12 protein-coding genes are annotated in these 16790 nt (G+C 63.6%); 10 read left to right on the forward strand and 2 right to left on the reverse strand.

Going from position 1 to position 16790, the window contains the following annotated elements; genetic code table 11:
- Positions 1–5: 5 nt before the first annotated feature.
- A complete protein-coding gene (locus tag ACNFCH_RS03125; protein WP_416742210.1) occupies positions 6–2009 on the reverse strand; it encodes a BCCT family transporter in 2004 nt (667 codons plus the stop codon).
- Between the two features lie 418 nt (positions 2010–2427).
- Between ACNFCH_RS03125 and betI the strand changes: the two genes are divergently transcribed.
- The 7 genes from betI to trxC all read left to right on the forward strand — a co-directional run bounded on the left by betI (position 2428) and on the right by trxC (position 13956).
- Positions 2428–3084 carry a transcriptional regulator BetI gene (gene betI / locus ACNFCH_RS03130; RefSeq protein ID WP_070571690.1) on the forward strand — a complete coding sequence of 219 codons (657 nt, stop codon included), beginning with the start codon at positions 2428–2430 and terminating at the stop codon, positions 3082–3084.
- 38 nt (positions 3085–3122) lie between these two features.
- Positions 3123–4595 carry a betaine-aldehyde dehydrogenase gene (gene betB, locus ACNFCH_RS03135; protein ID WP_337156825.1) on the forward strand — a complete coding sequence of 491 codons (1473 nt, stop codon included), beginning with the start codon at positions 3123–3125 and terminating at the stop codon, positions 4593–4595.
- A gap of 80 nt (positions 4596–4675) precedes the next feature.
- Complete coding sequence (gene betA, locus ACNFCH_RS03140) at positions 4676–6373, forward strand: choline dehydrogenase (protein WP_337156827.1); 1698 nt, start codon at positions 4676–4678, stop codon at positions 6371–6373.
- 263 nt (positions 6374–6636) lie between these two features.
- Positions 6637–8379: a potassium/proton antiporter gene (locus ACNFCH_RS03145; RefSeq protein ID WP_416742212.1), complete on the forward strand. Its 1743-nt coding sequence runs from the start codon at positions 6637–6639 to the stop codon at positions 8377–8379.
- 35 nt (positions 8380–8414) lie between these two features.
- Positions 8415–11723, forward strand: a complete 3309-nt coding sequence (mscK, locus tag ACNFCH_RS03150) for a mechanosensitive channel MscK (protein WP_416742213.1) — start codon at positions 8415–8417, stop codon at positions 11721–11723.
- 157 nt (positions 11724–11880) lie between these two features.
- Complete coding sequence (gene selO, locus ACNFCH_RS03155; RefSeq protein ID WP_416742214.1) at positions 11881–13341, forward strand: protein adenylyltransferase SelO; 1461 nt, start codon at positions 11881–11883, stop codon at positions 13339–13341.
- Between the two features lie 177 nt (positions 13342–13518).
- Positions 13519–13956 carry a thioredoxin TrxC gene (gene trxC / locus ACNFCH_RS03160; RefSeq protein ID WP_337156832.1) on the forward strand — a complete coding sequence of 146 codons (438 nt, stop codon included), beginning with the start codon at positions 13519–13521 and terminating at the stop codon, positions 13954–13956.
- Here trxC and ACNFCH_RS03165 read toward each other — a convergent pair.
- On the reverse strand, positions 13953–14726 hold the full coding sequence (locus ACNFCH_RS03165; protein WP_099593922.1) for a ParA family protein: 774 nt from the start codon (positions 14724–14726) through the stop codon (positions 13953–13955). The genes trxC and ACNFCH_RS03165 overlap by 4 nt on opposite strands.
- Before the next feature lie 307 nt (positions 14727–15033).
- On the opposite strand from ACNFCH_RS03165, the gene ACNFCH_RS03170 reads away from it, so the two are divergent.
- The 3 genes from ACNFCH_RS03170 to ACNFCH_RS03180 are packed head-to-tail and all read left to right on the forward strand — an operon-like array spanning position 15034 to position 16785.
- On the forward strand, positions 15034–15750 hold the full coding sequence (locus ACNFCH_RS03170) for a beta-ketoacyl synthase chain length factor (RefSeq protein WP_337156833.1): 717 nt from the start codon (positions 15034–15036) through the stop codon (positions 15748–15750).
- Positions 15726–16544: a lysophospholipid acyltransferase family protein gene (locus ACNFCH_RS03175; RefSeq protein WP_337156835.1), complete on the forward strand. Its 819-nt coding sequence runs from the start codon at positions 15726–15728 to the stop codon at positions 16542–16544. The genes ACNFCH_RS03170 and ACNFCH_RS03175 overlap by 25 nt, the downstream gene beginning before the upstream one ends.
- The gene (locus ACNFCH_RS03180; RefSeq protein ID WP_337156837.1) at positions 16513–16785 is read left to right on the forward strand and encodes a phosphopantetheine-binding protein; all 273 of its coding nucleotides are present in this window, start codon (positions 16513–16515) and stop codon (positions 16783–16785) included. The genes ACNFCH_RS03175 and ACNFCH_RS03180 overlap by 32 nt, the downstream gene beginning before the upstream one ends.
- Positions 16786–16790 lie beyond the last annotated feature (5 nt).

The raw sequence follows: 16790 nt of genomic DNA on the forward strand, positions 1-16790 counted from the left end.
CGCTATCAGCTATAGACACGCCCCAGCAACTGGCGATGGCTTTCGAACTGATCCAGCACGTCGCGCACGATCTGCTCCGGCGTGAAGCCCATCAGGTCGTACTCCTGGCTGCCATCATGCAGGTAGACCTCAGCGCGGTAGAAGCGCTGGCGCACTTCCGTCTCGCCTTCTGCCGCCGCCTCGTTCGGCGCGGCCTGGTAACCGTCCAGGCTCACTTCGTAGACGAAGGGATTGCCCTCTTCCATCATCACGCGCAGGCCCATCAAGGAGCGGGAATGGCCGGCACGCGCCTCGACTTCGAAGCCTTGGGTACGCATCTGCGCAGCGGCTTCCTTGAGTGCAGGGCTGACATACTTGTCCATGAAGCGCTGGACCACGGCCTGGTTCGGCTGCAGGTCCATCTGGCTCAGACGCTCGCTGAAGCCTCGACGGCCACGGGCGGCCAGTTCGGCACGCTCCTGCTCGACCACGACATCCTGCTTCATGGCCTTGTACAGGCCGAACATGAACAGCACCAGCACCACCGAGAACGGCAGGCCGGCCAGCACCACCATGGTCTGCATGGCTTCGAAGTTACCGGCGAACAGCAGGCCGATGGTCACCAGGGTGATGACGACGGACCAGAACACCACCATCCAGTGCGGGGCGTCTTCGTCCACCTTGCCGCCTTTGCACGACAGGTTGGCCATCATCACCGCGCCGGAGTCGGCCGGGGTGAGGAACAGCACGAAGCCAACGAACACCGCCACACCAATGACGATCTTGGCTGCCGGGAAGAACTCCAGCAGCTGGTAGATCGACATCGACGGCTGTTCCAACGCGGTCTTGCCCAGCTCCACGGCGCCCTGGTTGACCACCAGGTCCAGCGCGGTGTTGCCGAAGATCGACAGCCAGGCCAAGGTGAAGCCCAGCGGGATCAGCAGCACGCCGCTGACCAGCTGGCGCACGGTACGCCCCTTGGAGATACGGGCGATGAACATACCTACGAATGGGCCCCAGGAGATCCACCAGGCCCAGTAGAACACGGTCCACAGACCCAGCCAGCGCTCGGACTTGGCGCCGTCGCCTTCATAGACGTACAGGTCGAACGTCTTGAGCACGATGCCGTTGAGGTAGTCACCGATGTTCTGCACGAAGCCATTGAGCAGGTGCAGGGTGTTGCCGCCCAGCAGGACGAAGATCAACAGGCCACTGAACAGCATGATGTTCAGGTTGGACAGACGACGGATGCCGTTTTCCACACCCGACACCGCAGCCACGGTCGCAACGCCAGCCATGACCAGGATCACCGCCAGCAGGTTGGTCTTGCTGTGGTCGATGCCGAACAGGTACTCCAGACCCGACGCCACCTGCATCGAACCGATACCCAGGTTGGTCACCAGGCCCAGCAGGGTGACGAACATGCCGAAGATGTCCACTGCGTTGCCGGCTGCGCCTTTGACCCAGCGCTCACCGACCAACGGATACAAGGCCGAACGCAGGGCCAGCGGCTGGTTGTGGCGGTAGGCGAAGTAACCCACGGCAAGACCGACCAGGGCGTAGATCGCCCAGCCATGCAAACCCCAGTGCAGGAAGGTCAGCTGCAGTGCCTGGCGCGCGGCTTCATGGCTCGCGGCGGCACCTTCAGGCGGGTTGAAATAGTGGTCCAGCGGCTCGGAGGCACCGAAGTACAGCAGCGAGATACCGATACCGGAGGAGAACAGCATGCCGGCCCAGGCGCCGTAGCTGAAATCGGGCTGGTCGTCCTTGCCGCCAAGCTTGAGCTTGCCGTAGTCGGAGAAGGCCAGGTAGACGACGAACAGCAGGTATCCGCAGATCACCAGCATGTAGTACCAACCGAAGGTACGGGTCAGCCAGGCCTGGGCCACGCTCAGCACTTTGCCGGCGGTTTCAGGGACAGCGATAAGCAGGGCGGTCAACACGAGGACCAGCAGCGCGGAGGTGTAGAACACAACGCGGTTGACCCGTACCCGCTCGGCGGGAGGGTTGGTTAGGGAGGCAGAACTCATTGCACGAATGCTCCGGGCAGTGCGGGAGTGGAGGCTAATCAGTCTTCCCGAGCAAATGGTGCAATAGCCCCACAGCATCAGGTGTTATAAAAGCACCTAGGAGATCGCGATCCCGAATCGAATCGTTGCAAAAAAACAGATCCAAGCCCGCTCCAGTGGCTGCCCTCGCGGCCCATGACCGCTCGGCGGAATCTGCATTTCGCATCGCTCTTGCCCGTCAACGCCTTGTATTCCGGGGGTTACGCGATTTCCTGGGGTGTCAATCCGTGCCTTCTCGATCAGCTGAAAAACTGTCAATGGCACAAATTGTCGCAGAGCTTATTCTTTATTGATTGAACGTTCAATCAAAACAAAATAGACTGGCCTTCGCCGAGGCAGCCGCTCGTCGTCTGCTCGCAGGCCTGAGGAGATATGCAACATGCCCAAGGTCGGTATGCAACCCATCCGCCGCCAGCAGTTGATCGAAGCCACGTTACAGGCAGTCGATCAGGTGGGACTGGGAGATGCCAGCATTGCGCTGATTGCCCGTTTGGCCGGTGTGTCGAACGGCATCATCAGTCACTACTTTCGGGACAAGAACGGCCTGATCGCAGCGACGATGGGTTACATCATGAGCATGCTCAACGAAGGCGTTGCGGCGCGTCGCCAGGCGCTGACGGACGACAGCCCGCGCGCCCACCTGAAAGTGATCATCGAGGGCAACTTCGATGCGAGCCAGGTGAACGGCCCGGCAATGAAAACCTGGTTGGCCTTCTGGGCCTCCAGCATGCACCAGCCAGACCTGCACAGGTTGCAGCGGATCAACGACCACCGCTTGTATTCCAACCTGTGCTGCCAGTTCCGCCGCGTCCTGCCGCTCTATCATGCGCGCAAGGCAGCCCGCGGGCTGGCGGCCCTGATCGATGGCCTGTGGCTGCGTGGCGCGCTGTCCGGTGATGCATTCGACACCGACCAGGCAATACGGATTGCATACGAATACATGGATCTACAACTGGCTAAACAGCAGAGTCTGGACACTACCGACCAGGCCTCTGAACAACCGCGCGCGGCGATTGCCAACCAGGCAGGAGCGTGACGCGGTAGCCAACCACACACTGCACTTGCGAGGACACTATGGCCCGTTTCGGAACGCAAAAACTCTACATTGATGGTGGTTACGTCGACGCTAGCACCGACGCCACTTTCGAAGCCATCAACCCGGCCACCGGCGAAGTCCTCGCCCACGTGCAACGTGCCACCCAGGCTGACGTCGAGCGCGCCGTCGAGAGCGCCGAACGTGGCCAGAAAGTCTGGGCCGCGATGACCGCCATGCAGCGTTCGCGCATCCTGCGCCGCGCCGTCGATATCCTGCGCGAGCGCAACGACGAACTGGCCATGCTGGAAACCCTGGACACCGGCAAGTCCTACTCCGAAACCCGCTACGTCGACATCGTCACCGGCGCCGACGTGCTGGAGTACTACGCAGGCCTGGTGCCGGCCATCGAAGGCGAGCAAATCCCGCTGCGTGAAAGCTCCTTCGTCTACACCCGCCGCGAGCCCCTGGGCGTGACTGCCGGTATCGGTGCCTGGAACTACCCGATCCAGATCGCCCTGTGGAAATCCGCCCCGGCCCTGGCCGCTGGCAACGCCATGATCTTCAAGCCTTCGGAAGTCACCTCGCTGACCACCCTGAAGCTGGCCGAGATCTACACCGAAGCCGGCCTGCCGGATGGCGTGTTCAACGTCCTGACCGGCAGCGGCCGCGAAGTCGGCACCTGGCTGACCGAGCACCCGCGCATCGAGAAAGTCTCCTTCACCGGCGGTACCACCACCGGCAAGAAGGTCATGGCCAGCGCCTCGAGCTCCACGCTCAAGGAAGTCACCATGGAACTGGGCGGCAAGTCGCCGCTGATCATCTGCGACGACGCCGACCTGGACAAGGCCGCCGACATCGCCATGATGGCCAACTTCTACAGCTCCGGTCAGGTCTGCACCAACGGCACCCGCGTGTTCATCCCGTCGTCGATGAAAGCAGCCTTCGAAGCCAAGATCGCCGAGCGCGTCGCCCGCATCCGTGCCGGCAACCCAGAAGACGAGAACACCAACTTCGGTCCGCTGGTCAGCTTCGCGCACATGGAAAGCGTCCTGGGCTACATCGCCAAGGGCAAGGAAGAAGGTGCCCGCGTCCTGTGCGGCGGCGAGCGTCTGATGGCCGGTGACTTCGCCAAGGGCGCCTTCGTTGCCCCGACCGTCTTCACCGACTGCACCGACGACATGACCATCGTCAAGGAAGAGATCTTCGGCCCGGTCATGAGCATCCTGACCTACGAAACCGAAGAAGAAGTCATCCGCCGTGCCAACGACACCGAATACGGCCTGGCCGCCGGTGTCTGCACCAACGACATCAGCCGCGCTCACCGCATCATCCACAAGCTCGAAGCCGGTATCTGCTGGATCAATGCCTGGGGCGAGTCCCCGGCCGAAATGCCGGTCGGTGGCTACAAGCAGTCGGGCGTCGGCCGTGAAAACGGCGTCAGCTCGCTGGCCCAGTACACTCGCATCAAGTCGGTCCAGGTCGAGCTGGGCGGCTACAACTCGGTGTTCTAAGCACCGCTCGTAGTCACGCCCGTGCCGTAAGGCGCGGGCGTTCCCGCTCCCTGGACACTGCCAAACGAGGGTACTTCCCAATGTCCCAAGAATTCGACTACATCATCGTCGGTGCCGGTTCGGCCGGTAACACCCTGGCCACCCGCCTGACCGAAGACGCCGGCGTCACCGTCCTGCTGCTCGAAGCCGGCGGCCCGGACTACCGCTTCGACTTCCGCACCCAGATGCCTGCCGCCCTGGCCTTCCCGCTGCAGGGTCGCCGCTACAACTGGGCCTACGAGACCGATCCTGAGCCGCACATGGACGGCCGCCGCATGGAATGTGGCCGTGGCAAGGGCCTGGGCGGCTCTTCGCTGATCAACGGCATGTGCTACATCCGCGGCAACGCCATGGACTTCGACGGCTGGGCGAAACTGCCAGGCCTGGAAGACTGGACCTATCTGGACTGCCTGCCGTATTTCCGCAAGGCCGAAACCCGCGACATCGGCCCGAACGACTATCACGGCGGCGAAGGCCCGGTCAGCGTGACCACGCCTAAAGCCGGCAACAACCCGCTGTTCCACGCCATGGTCGAAGCCGGCGTGCAGGCCGGCTACCCTCGCACCGAAGACCTCAACGGCTACCAGCAGGAAGGCTTCGGTCCGATGGACCGTACCGTGACCAAGCAAGGTCGCCGCTCCAGCACCGCCCGCGGCTACCTGGATCAGGCCAAGAAGCGTCCGAACCTGACCATCGTCACCCACGCCCTGACAGACCGTGTGCTGTTCGACGGCAAGCGCGCCGTTGGTGTGACCTACCTGGTCGGTGACAGCGAAGAGCGCGTCGAAGCACGCGCCCGCAAGGAAGTCATCGTCAGCTCCGGCGCCATCGCCTCGCCGCAACTGCTGCAACGCTCCGGCGTCGGCCCGCGCGCGCTGCTCGAAAGCCTGGACATCCCGGTCGTCCACGACCTGCCGGGCGTTGGCGAGAACCTGCAAGACCACCTGGAACTGTACCTGCAATACGCGTGCACCCAGCCGGTTTCGCTGTACCCATCGCTGCTGTGGTGGAACCAGCCGGCCATTGGCGCCGAGTGGATGTTCAAAGGGACCGGTATCGGTGCGAGCAACCAGTTCGAGGCAGGCGGTTTCATCCGCACCCGTCCTGAGTTCGAGTGGCCGAACATCCAGTACCACTTCCTGCCGGTTGCCATCAACTACAACGGCTCCAACGGCGTGAAGGAACACGGCTTCCAGGCCCACATGGGTTCGATGCGCTCGCCAAGCCGCGGCCGTATCAAGCTGAAGTCCAAGGATCCGCGCCAGCACCCAAGCATCCTGTTCAACTACATGGCCACCGAGCAGGACTGGCAGGAATTCCGCGACGGCATCCGCCTGACCCGCGAAATCATGGCCCAGCCGGCGCTGGACCCGTACCGTGGTCGCGAGATCAGCCCGGGCGCGCACGTGCAGACCGACGAGGAACTGGACAAGTTCATCCGCGAGCACGCCGAAACCGCCTTCCACCCATCCTGCTCGTGCAAGATGGGCACCGACGACATGGCCGTCGTCGACAATGAAGGCCGCGTCCACGGCATGCAGGGCCTGCGTGTGGTCGACGCGTCGATCATGCCGATCATCATTACCGGCAACCTCAACGCCACCACGATCATGATCGCCGAGAAAATCTCGGACAAGATCCGTGGCCGCAAGCCGCTGCCGCGCAGCACCGCCAAGTACTACGTGGCCAATGGCGCACCGGTCAAAGGCAAGGCGATGCGTGAGGTCAAGCAGGGTTGAAACCTGCACTGGCCGCTTCGCGGGCAAGCCCGCTCCCACAGGTGCACCACAGTTTCGAATGCTGTGAAGTCCTGTAGGAGCGGGCTTGCCCCGCGATAGCGCCAGTACTGGCAACACCGAAAAAGGCACCCTCCGGGGTGCCTTTTTCATTTTCAGAAACGCTTTACAGGCTGCCAATTCATCAGGTTAGAATCGATTGGCATGCGACCTGCTAGTCAACGCTAACAAGTCCTTTTTCCCCGCGATGTACCGGAGTACTGCCTTTGGATGCGAGCACCATCAACAGCCTGTTCCTGATCGGCGCACTGCTGGTCGGGGCAAGTATCTTGGTCAGCTCGCTGTCATCGCGCCTGGGCATCCCTATCCTGGTCATCATCCTCGCCGTCGGCATGGTCGCCGGGGTCGATGGTGGCGGCATCATCTTCAACAACTACCCGACCGCCTACCTGGTGGGCAACCTGGCCCTGGCCGTGATCCTGCTCGACGGCGGCCTGCGCACGCGGGTGGCGAGCTTTCGCGTGGCGCTGTGGCCTGCGTTGTCGCTGGCCACGGTGGGCGTGCTGATCACCACCGGGCTGACCGGCATGATCGCCGCTTGGCTGTTCGACCTGAGCCTCATCCAGGGCCTGTTGATCGGCGCCATCGTCGGCTCCACCGACGCTGCGGCGGTGTTCTCCCTGCTCGGGGGCAAAGGCCTGAACGAGCGGGTCACCGCGACGCTCGAGATCGAGTCGGGCAGCAACGACCCCATGGCGGTGTTCCTCACCGTCACCCTCATCGACATGATCGCCAGCGGCCAGACCGGCCTGCACTGGAGCCTGCTGACCCACCTGGTGCGCGAGTTCGGCATCGGCAGCCTGCTGGGCCTGGGCGGCGGCTGGCTGATACTGCAACTGGTCAATCGCATCAACCTGGCTGGCGGTTTGTATCCGATCCTGGTCATCGCCGGTGGGCTGGTGGTGTTCTCGCTGACCAACGCCTTGCACGGCAGCGGGTTCCTGGCGGTCTACCTGTGCGGCCTGGTGCTGGGCAACCGGCCGATCCGCAGCCGCCACGGCATCCTGCACATGCTCGACGGCATGGCATGGCTGGCGCAGATCGGCATGTTCCTGGTGCTGGGCCTGTTGGTCACCCCGCACGACCTGCTGCCGATCGCCTTGCCCGCCTTGGGCCTGGCGCTGTGGATGATCCTGTTCGCGCGCCCGCTGTCGGTAGTGGCCAGCCTGCTGCCATTCAAGGCTTTCCATGGCCGCGAGAAAGCCTTCATCAGTTGGGTCGGTCTGCGCGGCGCGGTACCGATCATTCTTGCCGTGTTCCCGCTGATGGCGGGGCTACCGGACGCCCAGCTGTTCTTCAACCTGGCGTTCTTCATCGTCTTGGTGTCGCTGCTGGTGCAAGGCACCAGCCTGCCGTGGATGGCCAAACTGCTGAAAGTCACCGTACCGCCGGACCCGGCCCCGATTTCCCGCTCGGCCCTGGAGGTGCACATCACCAGCGAGTGGGAGCTGTTCGTCTATCGCCTGGGTGCTGAAAAATGGTGCATCGGCGCCGCCCTGCGCGAGCTGAAGATGCCTGAAGGCACCCGGATCGCCGCGCTGTTCCGTGGCGAGCAACTGCTGCACCCCTCCGGCAGCACCGTACTGGAAGTCGGCGACATGCTGTGCGTGATCGGTCACGAACATAACCTGCCGGCTCTGGGCAAGCTGTTCAGCCAGGCGCCGCAACGCGGGCTGGATTTGCGTTTCTTCGGCGATTTCGTCCTCGAAGGCGATGCCGAGCTCGGCGCAGTGGCCGCCCTGTATGGCCTGAAACTCGACGGACTGGACGCGAAAATGCCGCTGGCGCAGTTCATCCGACAGAAGGTCGGAGGCGCTCCAGTAGTGGGCGACCAGGTCGAATGGAACAGCACGATCTGGACAGTGGCGACCATGGACGGGAACAAGATCCAGAAAGTGGGCGTCAGATTCCCCGAAGGAACTCGACCCGGCCCTGGGTTGTTCCTCTAAACTCCGATTTGCCTCGTTTCGCAAGAATTCTGCCTATGTCCCTGCGTGTGTCCCTCCGCGCAGCCCTGCTCGGGCTGTGTCTGTCCCTCTCGTTCGCCGTCACGGCGGCCGAGGCCCCGACCACCGCCAGCGTCCAGCACAGCCTCGACAAGATCGCCGAGCGCAAACTCCCGGAAGCCGAGCAGAAGGCCCTGCAGCAAGTGCTCGAGCAGACCCTGGCCCTGCTCGCCAGCAAAGAAGACAGCGAGAAGAAACTCGCCGAACTCAAGCAACAACTGGCCGGCGCGCCCAACGAGATCCGTGACGGTCAACGCGAACTGACCAAGCTCAAGCAAAGCAAGACCCTGCCAGTGGCCGAGCGCTACGCCAACCTGGCCGTCCCGCAGCTCGAGCAGATGCTCAGCGAGCGCAGCACCCAGCAAGGCGAACTGCAAAAAGCGCTGTCCGAAGCCAACAGCCTGATCATCAACTCCCAGACCCGCCCTGAGCGGGCCCAGGCCGAGATCAGCAGCAGCCAGACCCGCGTCCAGCAGATCAACAACAGCCTCAAGTCGGGCAAGGATGGCGGCAAGCCGATCTCCGCCGACCAGCGCAACCAGCTCAATGCCGAGCTCGCCTCGCTCAATGCGCGCATGGCCCTGCGTCGTCAGGAAATGACCAGCAATAGCCAGTTGCAGGATCTGGGCAATGCCCGCCATGACCTGCTGATCGAGCGCGCCGCGCGCCTGGAACAGGAAATCCAGGAGCTGCAGACACTGATCAACGACAAGCGCCTGGCCCAATCCCAGCAGACCGTCACCCAACAATCGCTCGAAGCGCAGAAGGCCGGCAGCAGCACCTTGCTGGCCACCGAGAGCACCGCCAACGTCAAGCTTTCCGACTACCTGCTCAAGAGCACCGACCGGCTCAACGAGGTCACCCAGCAGAACCTGCGCACCAAGCAGCAACTGGACAGCCTGACCCAGGCCGACCAGGCGCTGGACGAGCAGATCGACGTGCTCAAGGGCAGCCTGCTGCTGTCCAAGATCCTCTACAAGCAAAAACAGGCGTTGCCGCACCTGAAGGTCGATCGCAACCTGGCTGACCAGATCGCCGACATTCGCCTCTATCAGTTCGAGATCAACCAGCAGCGCGAGCAGATGAGCAGCCCCTCGATCTACGTCGACAAGCTGCTGGCCGCCCAACCCGAGGAAGAGGCCACGCCACAGCTGCGCAAGGCCTTGCTGGAGGTGGTGATCACCCGCAGCGACCTGCTCGAGCGCTTGAACCGTGAGCTCTCGGCATTGCTCAACGAGTCCATCACGCTGCAGCTGAACCAGAAGCAACTGCTCAGCACCGCCCAGAGCCTGCGCACCACCCTCGAAGAGCAGATGTTCTGGATTCCCAGCAACAAGCCGCTGGACTGGGAATGGCTGAGCCATGTGCCCGAGCGGCTTGCCGACCAGGTCGCCAACCTGCCCTGGGGTTCGGGCCTCAAGGAGCTGACCGACGGCCTGGCGCAACGCCCGCTGTTGTTCCTGCCACTGTTGCTGGTGATCGGCGCACTGCTGTGGCGACGCAAGTACCTGTATCAGCGCCTGGGCAAGGTTCACCAGGACATCGGCCATTTCCGTCGCGACAGCCAGTGGCACACGCCCCAGGCGATCCTGATCAACATTCTCCTGGCCTTGCCGGTCGCCCTGGCCTTGGCCCTGGGCAGCTATGCCCTGCAGATCGACGCCCGCGGCCAGAACGCCAACCTGGGCGCCGCCCTGTGGCAGATCGCCCAGGCCTGGCTGGTGTTCTACACCGCCTATCGCATCCTCGCGCCGGGCGGGGTGGCCGAGATCCACTTCCGCTGGCACAAGCCGCAGGTCGAGTTCCTGCGTGGCTGGGTCCGTCGGCTGGGCACCGTGGTGCTGGCCCTGGTGGGCGTGGTGGCGGTGGCCGAACACCAGCCGTCGGCCCTGGCCGATGACGTGCTTGGCATCGGCGTGGTGCTGACCTGCTATGCCCTGATGGCCTGGCTGCTCAGCCGCCTGCTGCTGAGCAGCCCCGCGCACCGGGACACCTCGCTGTTCCGCAGGGCGGTCGGGGTGGCCTTCACGGCCCTGCCCATCGCACTGTTCGTAGCCGTGTGCTTCGGCTACTACTACACCGCCCTCAAGCTCACCGACCGGCTCATCTACACCCTCTACCTGCTGTTGTTCTGGCTGGTGATCGAGGCGGCCTTCGTCCGTGGGCTCTCGGTTGCGGCCCGGCGCCTGGCCTACCAGCGCGCCCTGAGCAAACGCCAGGCCGCCAAGGAAGGGCTGGACGGCGAAGTGATCGTCGAAGAGCCGACCCTGGACATCGAACAGGTCAACCAGCAGTCCTTGCGCCTGATCCGCCTGGCCCTGCTCGGCGGCTTCATTGCCGGCCTGTACTGGGTCTGGTCGGACCTGATCTCGGTATTCGCCTACCTCAACAACTTCACCCTCTACGAGTACACCAGCGGCACGGGTGCGGCGGCCAGCATGGTGCCGATCAGCCTGGGCGACCTGCTCGGCGCGCTGGTGATCGTCGGCATCACCTTCGCCCTGGCCGGCAACTTGCCAGGCCTGTTGGAGGTGCTGGTGCTGTCGCGCCTGAACCTGGCCCAGGGCAGCGCCTACGCCACGACCACGCTGCTGTCATACACCATCGTCGGCGTCGGCATCGTCAGCACCCTGTCGACCCTCGGGGTGAGCTGGGACAAGCTGCAATGGCTGGTGGCGGCCCTGTCGGTGGGCCTGGGCTTTGGCATGCAGGAGATCTTCGCCAACTTCATCTCGGGCATCATGATCCTGTTCGAACGTCCGGTGCGCATCGGCGACACCATCACCATCGGCAACCTGTCCGGCACGGTGAGCAAAATCCGCATTCGCGCCACCACCATCACCGACTTCGACCGCAAGGACATCATCGTCCCCAACAAGACCTTCATCACCGGCCAACTGATCAACTGGTCGCTGACCGACACCGTCACCCGCGTCACCCTCAAGCTGGGCATCGACTACGGCTCGGACCTGGACCTGGTGCGTGATCTGCTGCTCAAGGGCGCCCATGAAAACCCACGGGTGCTCAAGGACCCCGAGCCGATCGTGTACTTCCTCAACTTCGGCGAAAGCTCGCTGGACCATGAACTGCGCATGCACGTCCGTGACCTGGGCGACCGCAACCCGACGCTGGATGAGATCAACCGCTACATCAACCGCGAGTTCAAGGCGCACAACATCAAGATCTCGGTGCGCCAGGTCGAGGTGTTCCTGATGGACATGCAAGGCGGCAAGCAGCAGTTGATTCCGGTGGAAAACCCGAAACCGGATGGCACTGCACCGGCCTGAGTGCACTCGAATACTTTATTCTGTGCACAACCCTTGCGAGGGCTACGCCCTCGTTCGCGGGTAAACCCGCTCCTACAGGCACAGCGCTGGACCTGTGGGGGGTTACCCGCGAAGGGCCGCAACGCGGCCCCTACTCCCCGATCCCAGGAGCCGGCCTGTGAAAGCCCTCGACGAACTGACCTTCGATAACCGCTTCGCCCGCCTGGGCGATGCCTTCTCCACCGAGGTCCTGCCCGACCCGATCGCCGAGCCACGCGTGGTGGTCGCCAGCGAATCGGCCATGGCCCTGCTCGACCTCGACCCAGCCCAGGCCGAACTGCCGGTGTTCGCCGAGCTGTTCAGTGGCCACAAGCTGTGGGAAGAGGCCGAGCCGCGGGCGATGGTCTACTCCGGGCACCAGTTCGGCTCCTACAACCCGCGCCTGGGCGACGGCCGTGGCCTGCTGCTGGGCGAAGTGCTCAACGACGCCGGCGAGCACTGGGACCTGCACCTCAAGGGCGCCGGGCAGACCCCCTACTCGCGCATGGGCGATGGCCGTGCCGTGCTGCGCTCCTCGATCCGCGAGTTCCTCGCTTCCGAGGCACTTCAGGCCCTGGGCATTCCCAGCAGCCGCGCATTGTGCGTGATCGGCTCGAGCACCCCGGTGTGGCGTGAAACCCGCGAGAGCGCCGCGATGCTCCTGCGCCTGGCCCAGAGCCATGTGCGCTTCGGTCACTTCGAATACTTCTACTACACCCGCCAGCCAGAGCAGCAGCGTCAACTCATCGACCACGTGCTGGAACAGCACTACCCCGAATGTCGGGACGCCGAGCAGCCCTACCTGGCCATGTTCCGCACCATCGTCGAACGCAACGCCGAGCTGATCGCCCGCTGGCAGGCCTATGGCTTCTGCCATGGCGTGATGAACACCGACAACATGTCGATCCTGGGCATCACCTTCGACTTCGGCCCCTACGCCTTCCTCGACGACTTCGACGCCAACTTCATCTGCAACCACTCCGATGACCGTGGCCGCTACAGCTACGCCAATCAGGTGCCCATCGCCCACTGGAACCTGAGCGCCCTGGCACAAGCCCTGACCACAGTGATCGAGGTCGAACCGCTCAAGGAGGCGTTGGGCCTGTTCCTGCCGCTGTACCAGGCCCACTACCTGGACCTGATGCGCCGGCGCCTGGGCTTCACGACTGCCGAGGACGGCGACATGGCCCTGGTGGAGCGCCTGCTGCAACGCATGCAGAGCGGCGGCGTGGACTACACCCTGTTCTTCCGCAAGCTCGGCGAGCAACCCGTGGCCGACGCCCTCAAGGTGGTGCGCGACGACTTCATCGACCTGGCCGGTTTCGACGCCTGGGCCGATGACTACCTGGCCCGCTGCCAGCGCGAGCCCGCTAACGCCGAAGGCCGGCGCGCGCGCATGCAGGCGGTCAACCCGCTGTACATCCTGCGCAACTACCTGGCACAAAAAGCCATCGAAGCGGCCGAAGCCGGGGACTACAGCGAAGTGCGGCGGTTGCATCAGGTGCTGAGCAATCCATTCGAAGAACAACCCGGGATGCAGGCCTACGCCGAGCGTCCGCCCGAGTGGGGCAAGCACCTGGAAATCAGCTGCTCATCCTGAAGATCACCTACTCCTGTAGGAGCGGCCTTGTGCCGCGATGGGGCGCGCAGCGGCCCTAGGACCAGCGAACGCGGTGCATCAGGAAAAACGCGTTTACCGGATCAGGACCGCTTCGCGCCCCATCGCGGCACAAGGCTGCTCCTACAAGGGGCGCGCAAGACTTGAAGAGGAAACACCATGTCCGACCCAATGCTGATCCCCTGCCCCCACTGCAACGGCCTCAACCGCCTGCCCGCCGAACGCCTGGGCGACCACCCCAAGTGCGGGCGTTGCAAACAAGAGGTCCTGCTGGCCACGCCGTTCGACCTCGACGAGCGCAACTACGCCAGCCAGATCAAAGGCGACGTGCCCCTGCTGCTGGACGTTTGGGCGCACTGGTGCGGGCCGTGCAAATCCTTCGCCCCGGTGTTCGAACAAGCGGCCCGCCAGCTCGCCGGGCGCTGCCGCCTGGCCAAGCTGGACAGCGAGGCCAACCGCAACCTCGCCGGCCAGTTGGGCATCCGCTCGATCCCCAGCCTGATCCTGTTCAAAAACGGTCGTGAAGTCACCCGCCAGGCCGGCGCGTTCCCACTCCAGTCTTTGCTGGAGTGGCTGCGCAGCCAGGGAGTCTACTAGGCGTTCTCTTCGAGCAGCGCGTGCAGCTCGACGAACTGCTGGGTCAGCTTGTGCCGGGGCTCCAGGTGGATCAGCGGCAAGCTGGCATGGTGGGATTCACGCATCTTCACCGAACTGGCCAGGTACACCGGCAACACCGGCAGGCCTTCGGCCAGCAGTTCGTCGAGCATCTGCTGCGGCAAGCTGGCGCGTGACTGGAACTGATTGACGACGATGCCTTCGACCAACAGGTCTTCATTGTGGTCGTCCTTGAGTTCCTCGATCTCGGCAAGCAGGCCATACAGCGCCTGGCGCGAGAAACTGTCGCAATCGAAGGGAATGAGCACGCGATCGGCAGCGATCAACGCAGAAACAGCATAGAAGTTGAGCGCAGGCGGGGTATCGAGGTAGATCCGTTCGTAGTCCTCGTCCAGCTCATCGAGCAGTTTGCGCAGCTTGTTGATCTTGTGCTTGGCCTCGAGCTTGGGCTGAAGGTCGGCCAATTCCGGGGTCGCGGTGACTACGTGCAGGTTGTCGAACGGCGTTTCGTAGATATCGACCTTGTTCTTCTTGGCGAACGGCCCGCTGGAGAGGGTCTGCTTGAAGAAATCGGCGATGCCCATGGGAATGTCCTCGCCGGTCAGCCCGGTGAGGTACTGGGTGGAGTTGGCCTGGGCATCCAGGTCGATCAACAGGGTCCGATAGCCTTCACTGGCACTGACCGCTGCCAGGTTGCAGGCGATGCTCGACTTGCCCACGCCACCTTTCTGATTGAACACCACGCGCCGCATGGAAGACCTCCGTGTATCAACGAATGCCCGAGTATGTGTCCGGCGAGCGACAATGACCAGTACCGCCCGCTCAACCTTTCCTACCCCGGTGCCGATAACCTTCGTAACCGTTCATCGGAAACCGCGGGTAAACGATCGGAGCTGGCCGACTAGCCAGAGCGTTGTGCCATTCGTCATTGTCCAAGGCGTATTTGCTAGCGGTCGCCTGCACCGGGATAATGCGCGCCACTCGGCGAGTGTGAATCCCTCAGGCCGCTCCGAGCCACTCCGACGCCAAGGACGCCCCCAGGGCGGGAACAACCACATCGTGATCACTTTCAACATCAGCCAATGGCGCGCCTGGGCCCCTGGCCTGCACACGCCTGCCGACTGGCGTACGTGGGCCGACGGTGAATCCTTGTCGCCAGGCGAAAGCCAGGTGCCGGACGTGTCCTTTCTGCCGGCCATGCAGCGCCGGCGTCTGAGCCCCTTGGCCCGCATGGCGTTCGCCGTCGGTTGGCCACTTGCCGAAGGGTACGAATCGCTGCCGCTGGTGTACGTTTCGCGCCATGGTGAAACCCCGCGCACCTTCTCCATCCTCAGCGACCTCGCCCAAGGCGAGCCACTCTCGCCCACTCAGTTCAGCCTCTGCGTGCACAATGCGGTGATCGGTCTGTGGTCGATTTTGCGCGGGCAGACCTGCGAAATGACCGCCCTGGCCGCGGCCGGCGACGGTTTCGAACATGGCATCGTCGAGGCGGCTGGCCTGCTCGATGAAGGCGCGCCAGCCGTGCTGTTGATCGTCGCCGAAGAGCTGCCGGCAGCGGCCTATACGCCCTGGATCGACGATGTGCCGTTCTCCTATGCCCTAGGCCTTGTGTTGACCCCTGGCGAGCAATGGCAGTTGGACCTGACATCCAGCAGCGAAACCGCGCCCGGCGACCTGCCCCATGCCTTGAGCTGGCTGCGCGCCCTGCTCGTCGACCAGGCCAGGCTCACCCACCCCGGAAAACAACGCTCATGGAACTGGCAGCGGCTCGCGTGAACAAGCCACGGGATGCCTACCCCTGGCGCCTGGTGGCGACCGCACTGAGCTTTGCCCTGTTCGGTGTAGGCAGCCTGTGCCTGCGCGTGCTGGTGTTTCCATTGCTCGCCTGCCTGCCCGGTGGCGTCGAACGCCACCAGCAACGTGCCCGCCGCACCATCGGCTGGCTGTTCTGGCGGTTCATTCGTTTCATGCAGGTCAGCGGCGTGCTCACCTACGAGGTCATCGGCACCGAACGCCTGGGCCGTCCGGGACAGCTCATCATCGCCAACCATCCCTCGTTGATCGACGTGGTGTTCCTCATCGGCCTGGCCCGCAACGCCAATTGCGTGGTCAAGCAGAGCCTGTTCGACAACCCCTTCACTCGCGGCCCGGTACGCGAGGCAGGCTACATCGGCAACGACGGCAGCATGCAAATGCTAGAAACCGCCTCCGACACCCTGCGCCAAGGCCAGCCGCTGATCATCTTCCCCGAGGGCACCCGCACGCCCCCCGGCCATGCCCCGGCCTTTCATCGCGGTGCCGCCGCGATCGCCTTGCGCGGTGCGAAAATCATCACACCCGTGACCATCAGCGTCAGCCCTACCACGCTGACCAAACATGAGCCCTGGTACCGCATTCCGCGCCGGCGTGTGCATTTTCGCCTGCATGTCGGTGCCGATATCGACCCCGCCTCGTTCGCCACGCTGGGCCCGGCACCGGTGGCCTCCCGCCGCCTCAACGATTACCTGCATCAGTATTTCATCAAGGAGCTCGCCGAAGATGAGCGATCCACAGCAAGACCTGCACCGTGATATCAAGCAATTGATCATCGACGCCCTGGGGCTGGAAGACATCGACGCTCAGGACATCGATGACCAGCAACCCCTGTTCGGCGAAGGCCTGGGCCTGGACTCGGTGGACGCCCTGGAGCTCGGCCTGGCCTTGCAGAAACGGTTCGGGATCAAGATCGATGCCGACGCCAAAGACACCCGCGCCCATTTCACCAATATCGCCACCCTGGCAGCATTCGTCACTGCCCGTCAGGCCGCCTGAGACCG

Origin of the sequence: Pseudomonas sp. NY15354, from assembly GCF_048068075.1 — a bacterium.
Classification (GTDB): Bacteria; Pseudomonadota; Gammaproteobacteria; order Pseudomonadales; family Pseudomonadaceae; genus Aquipseudomonas; species Aquipseudomonas guariconensis_C.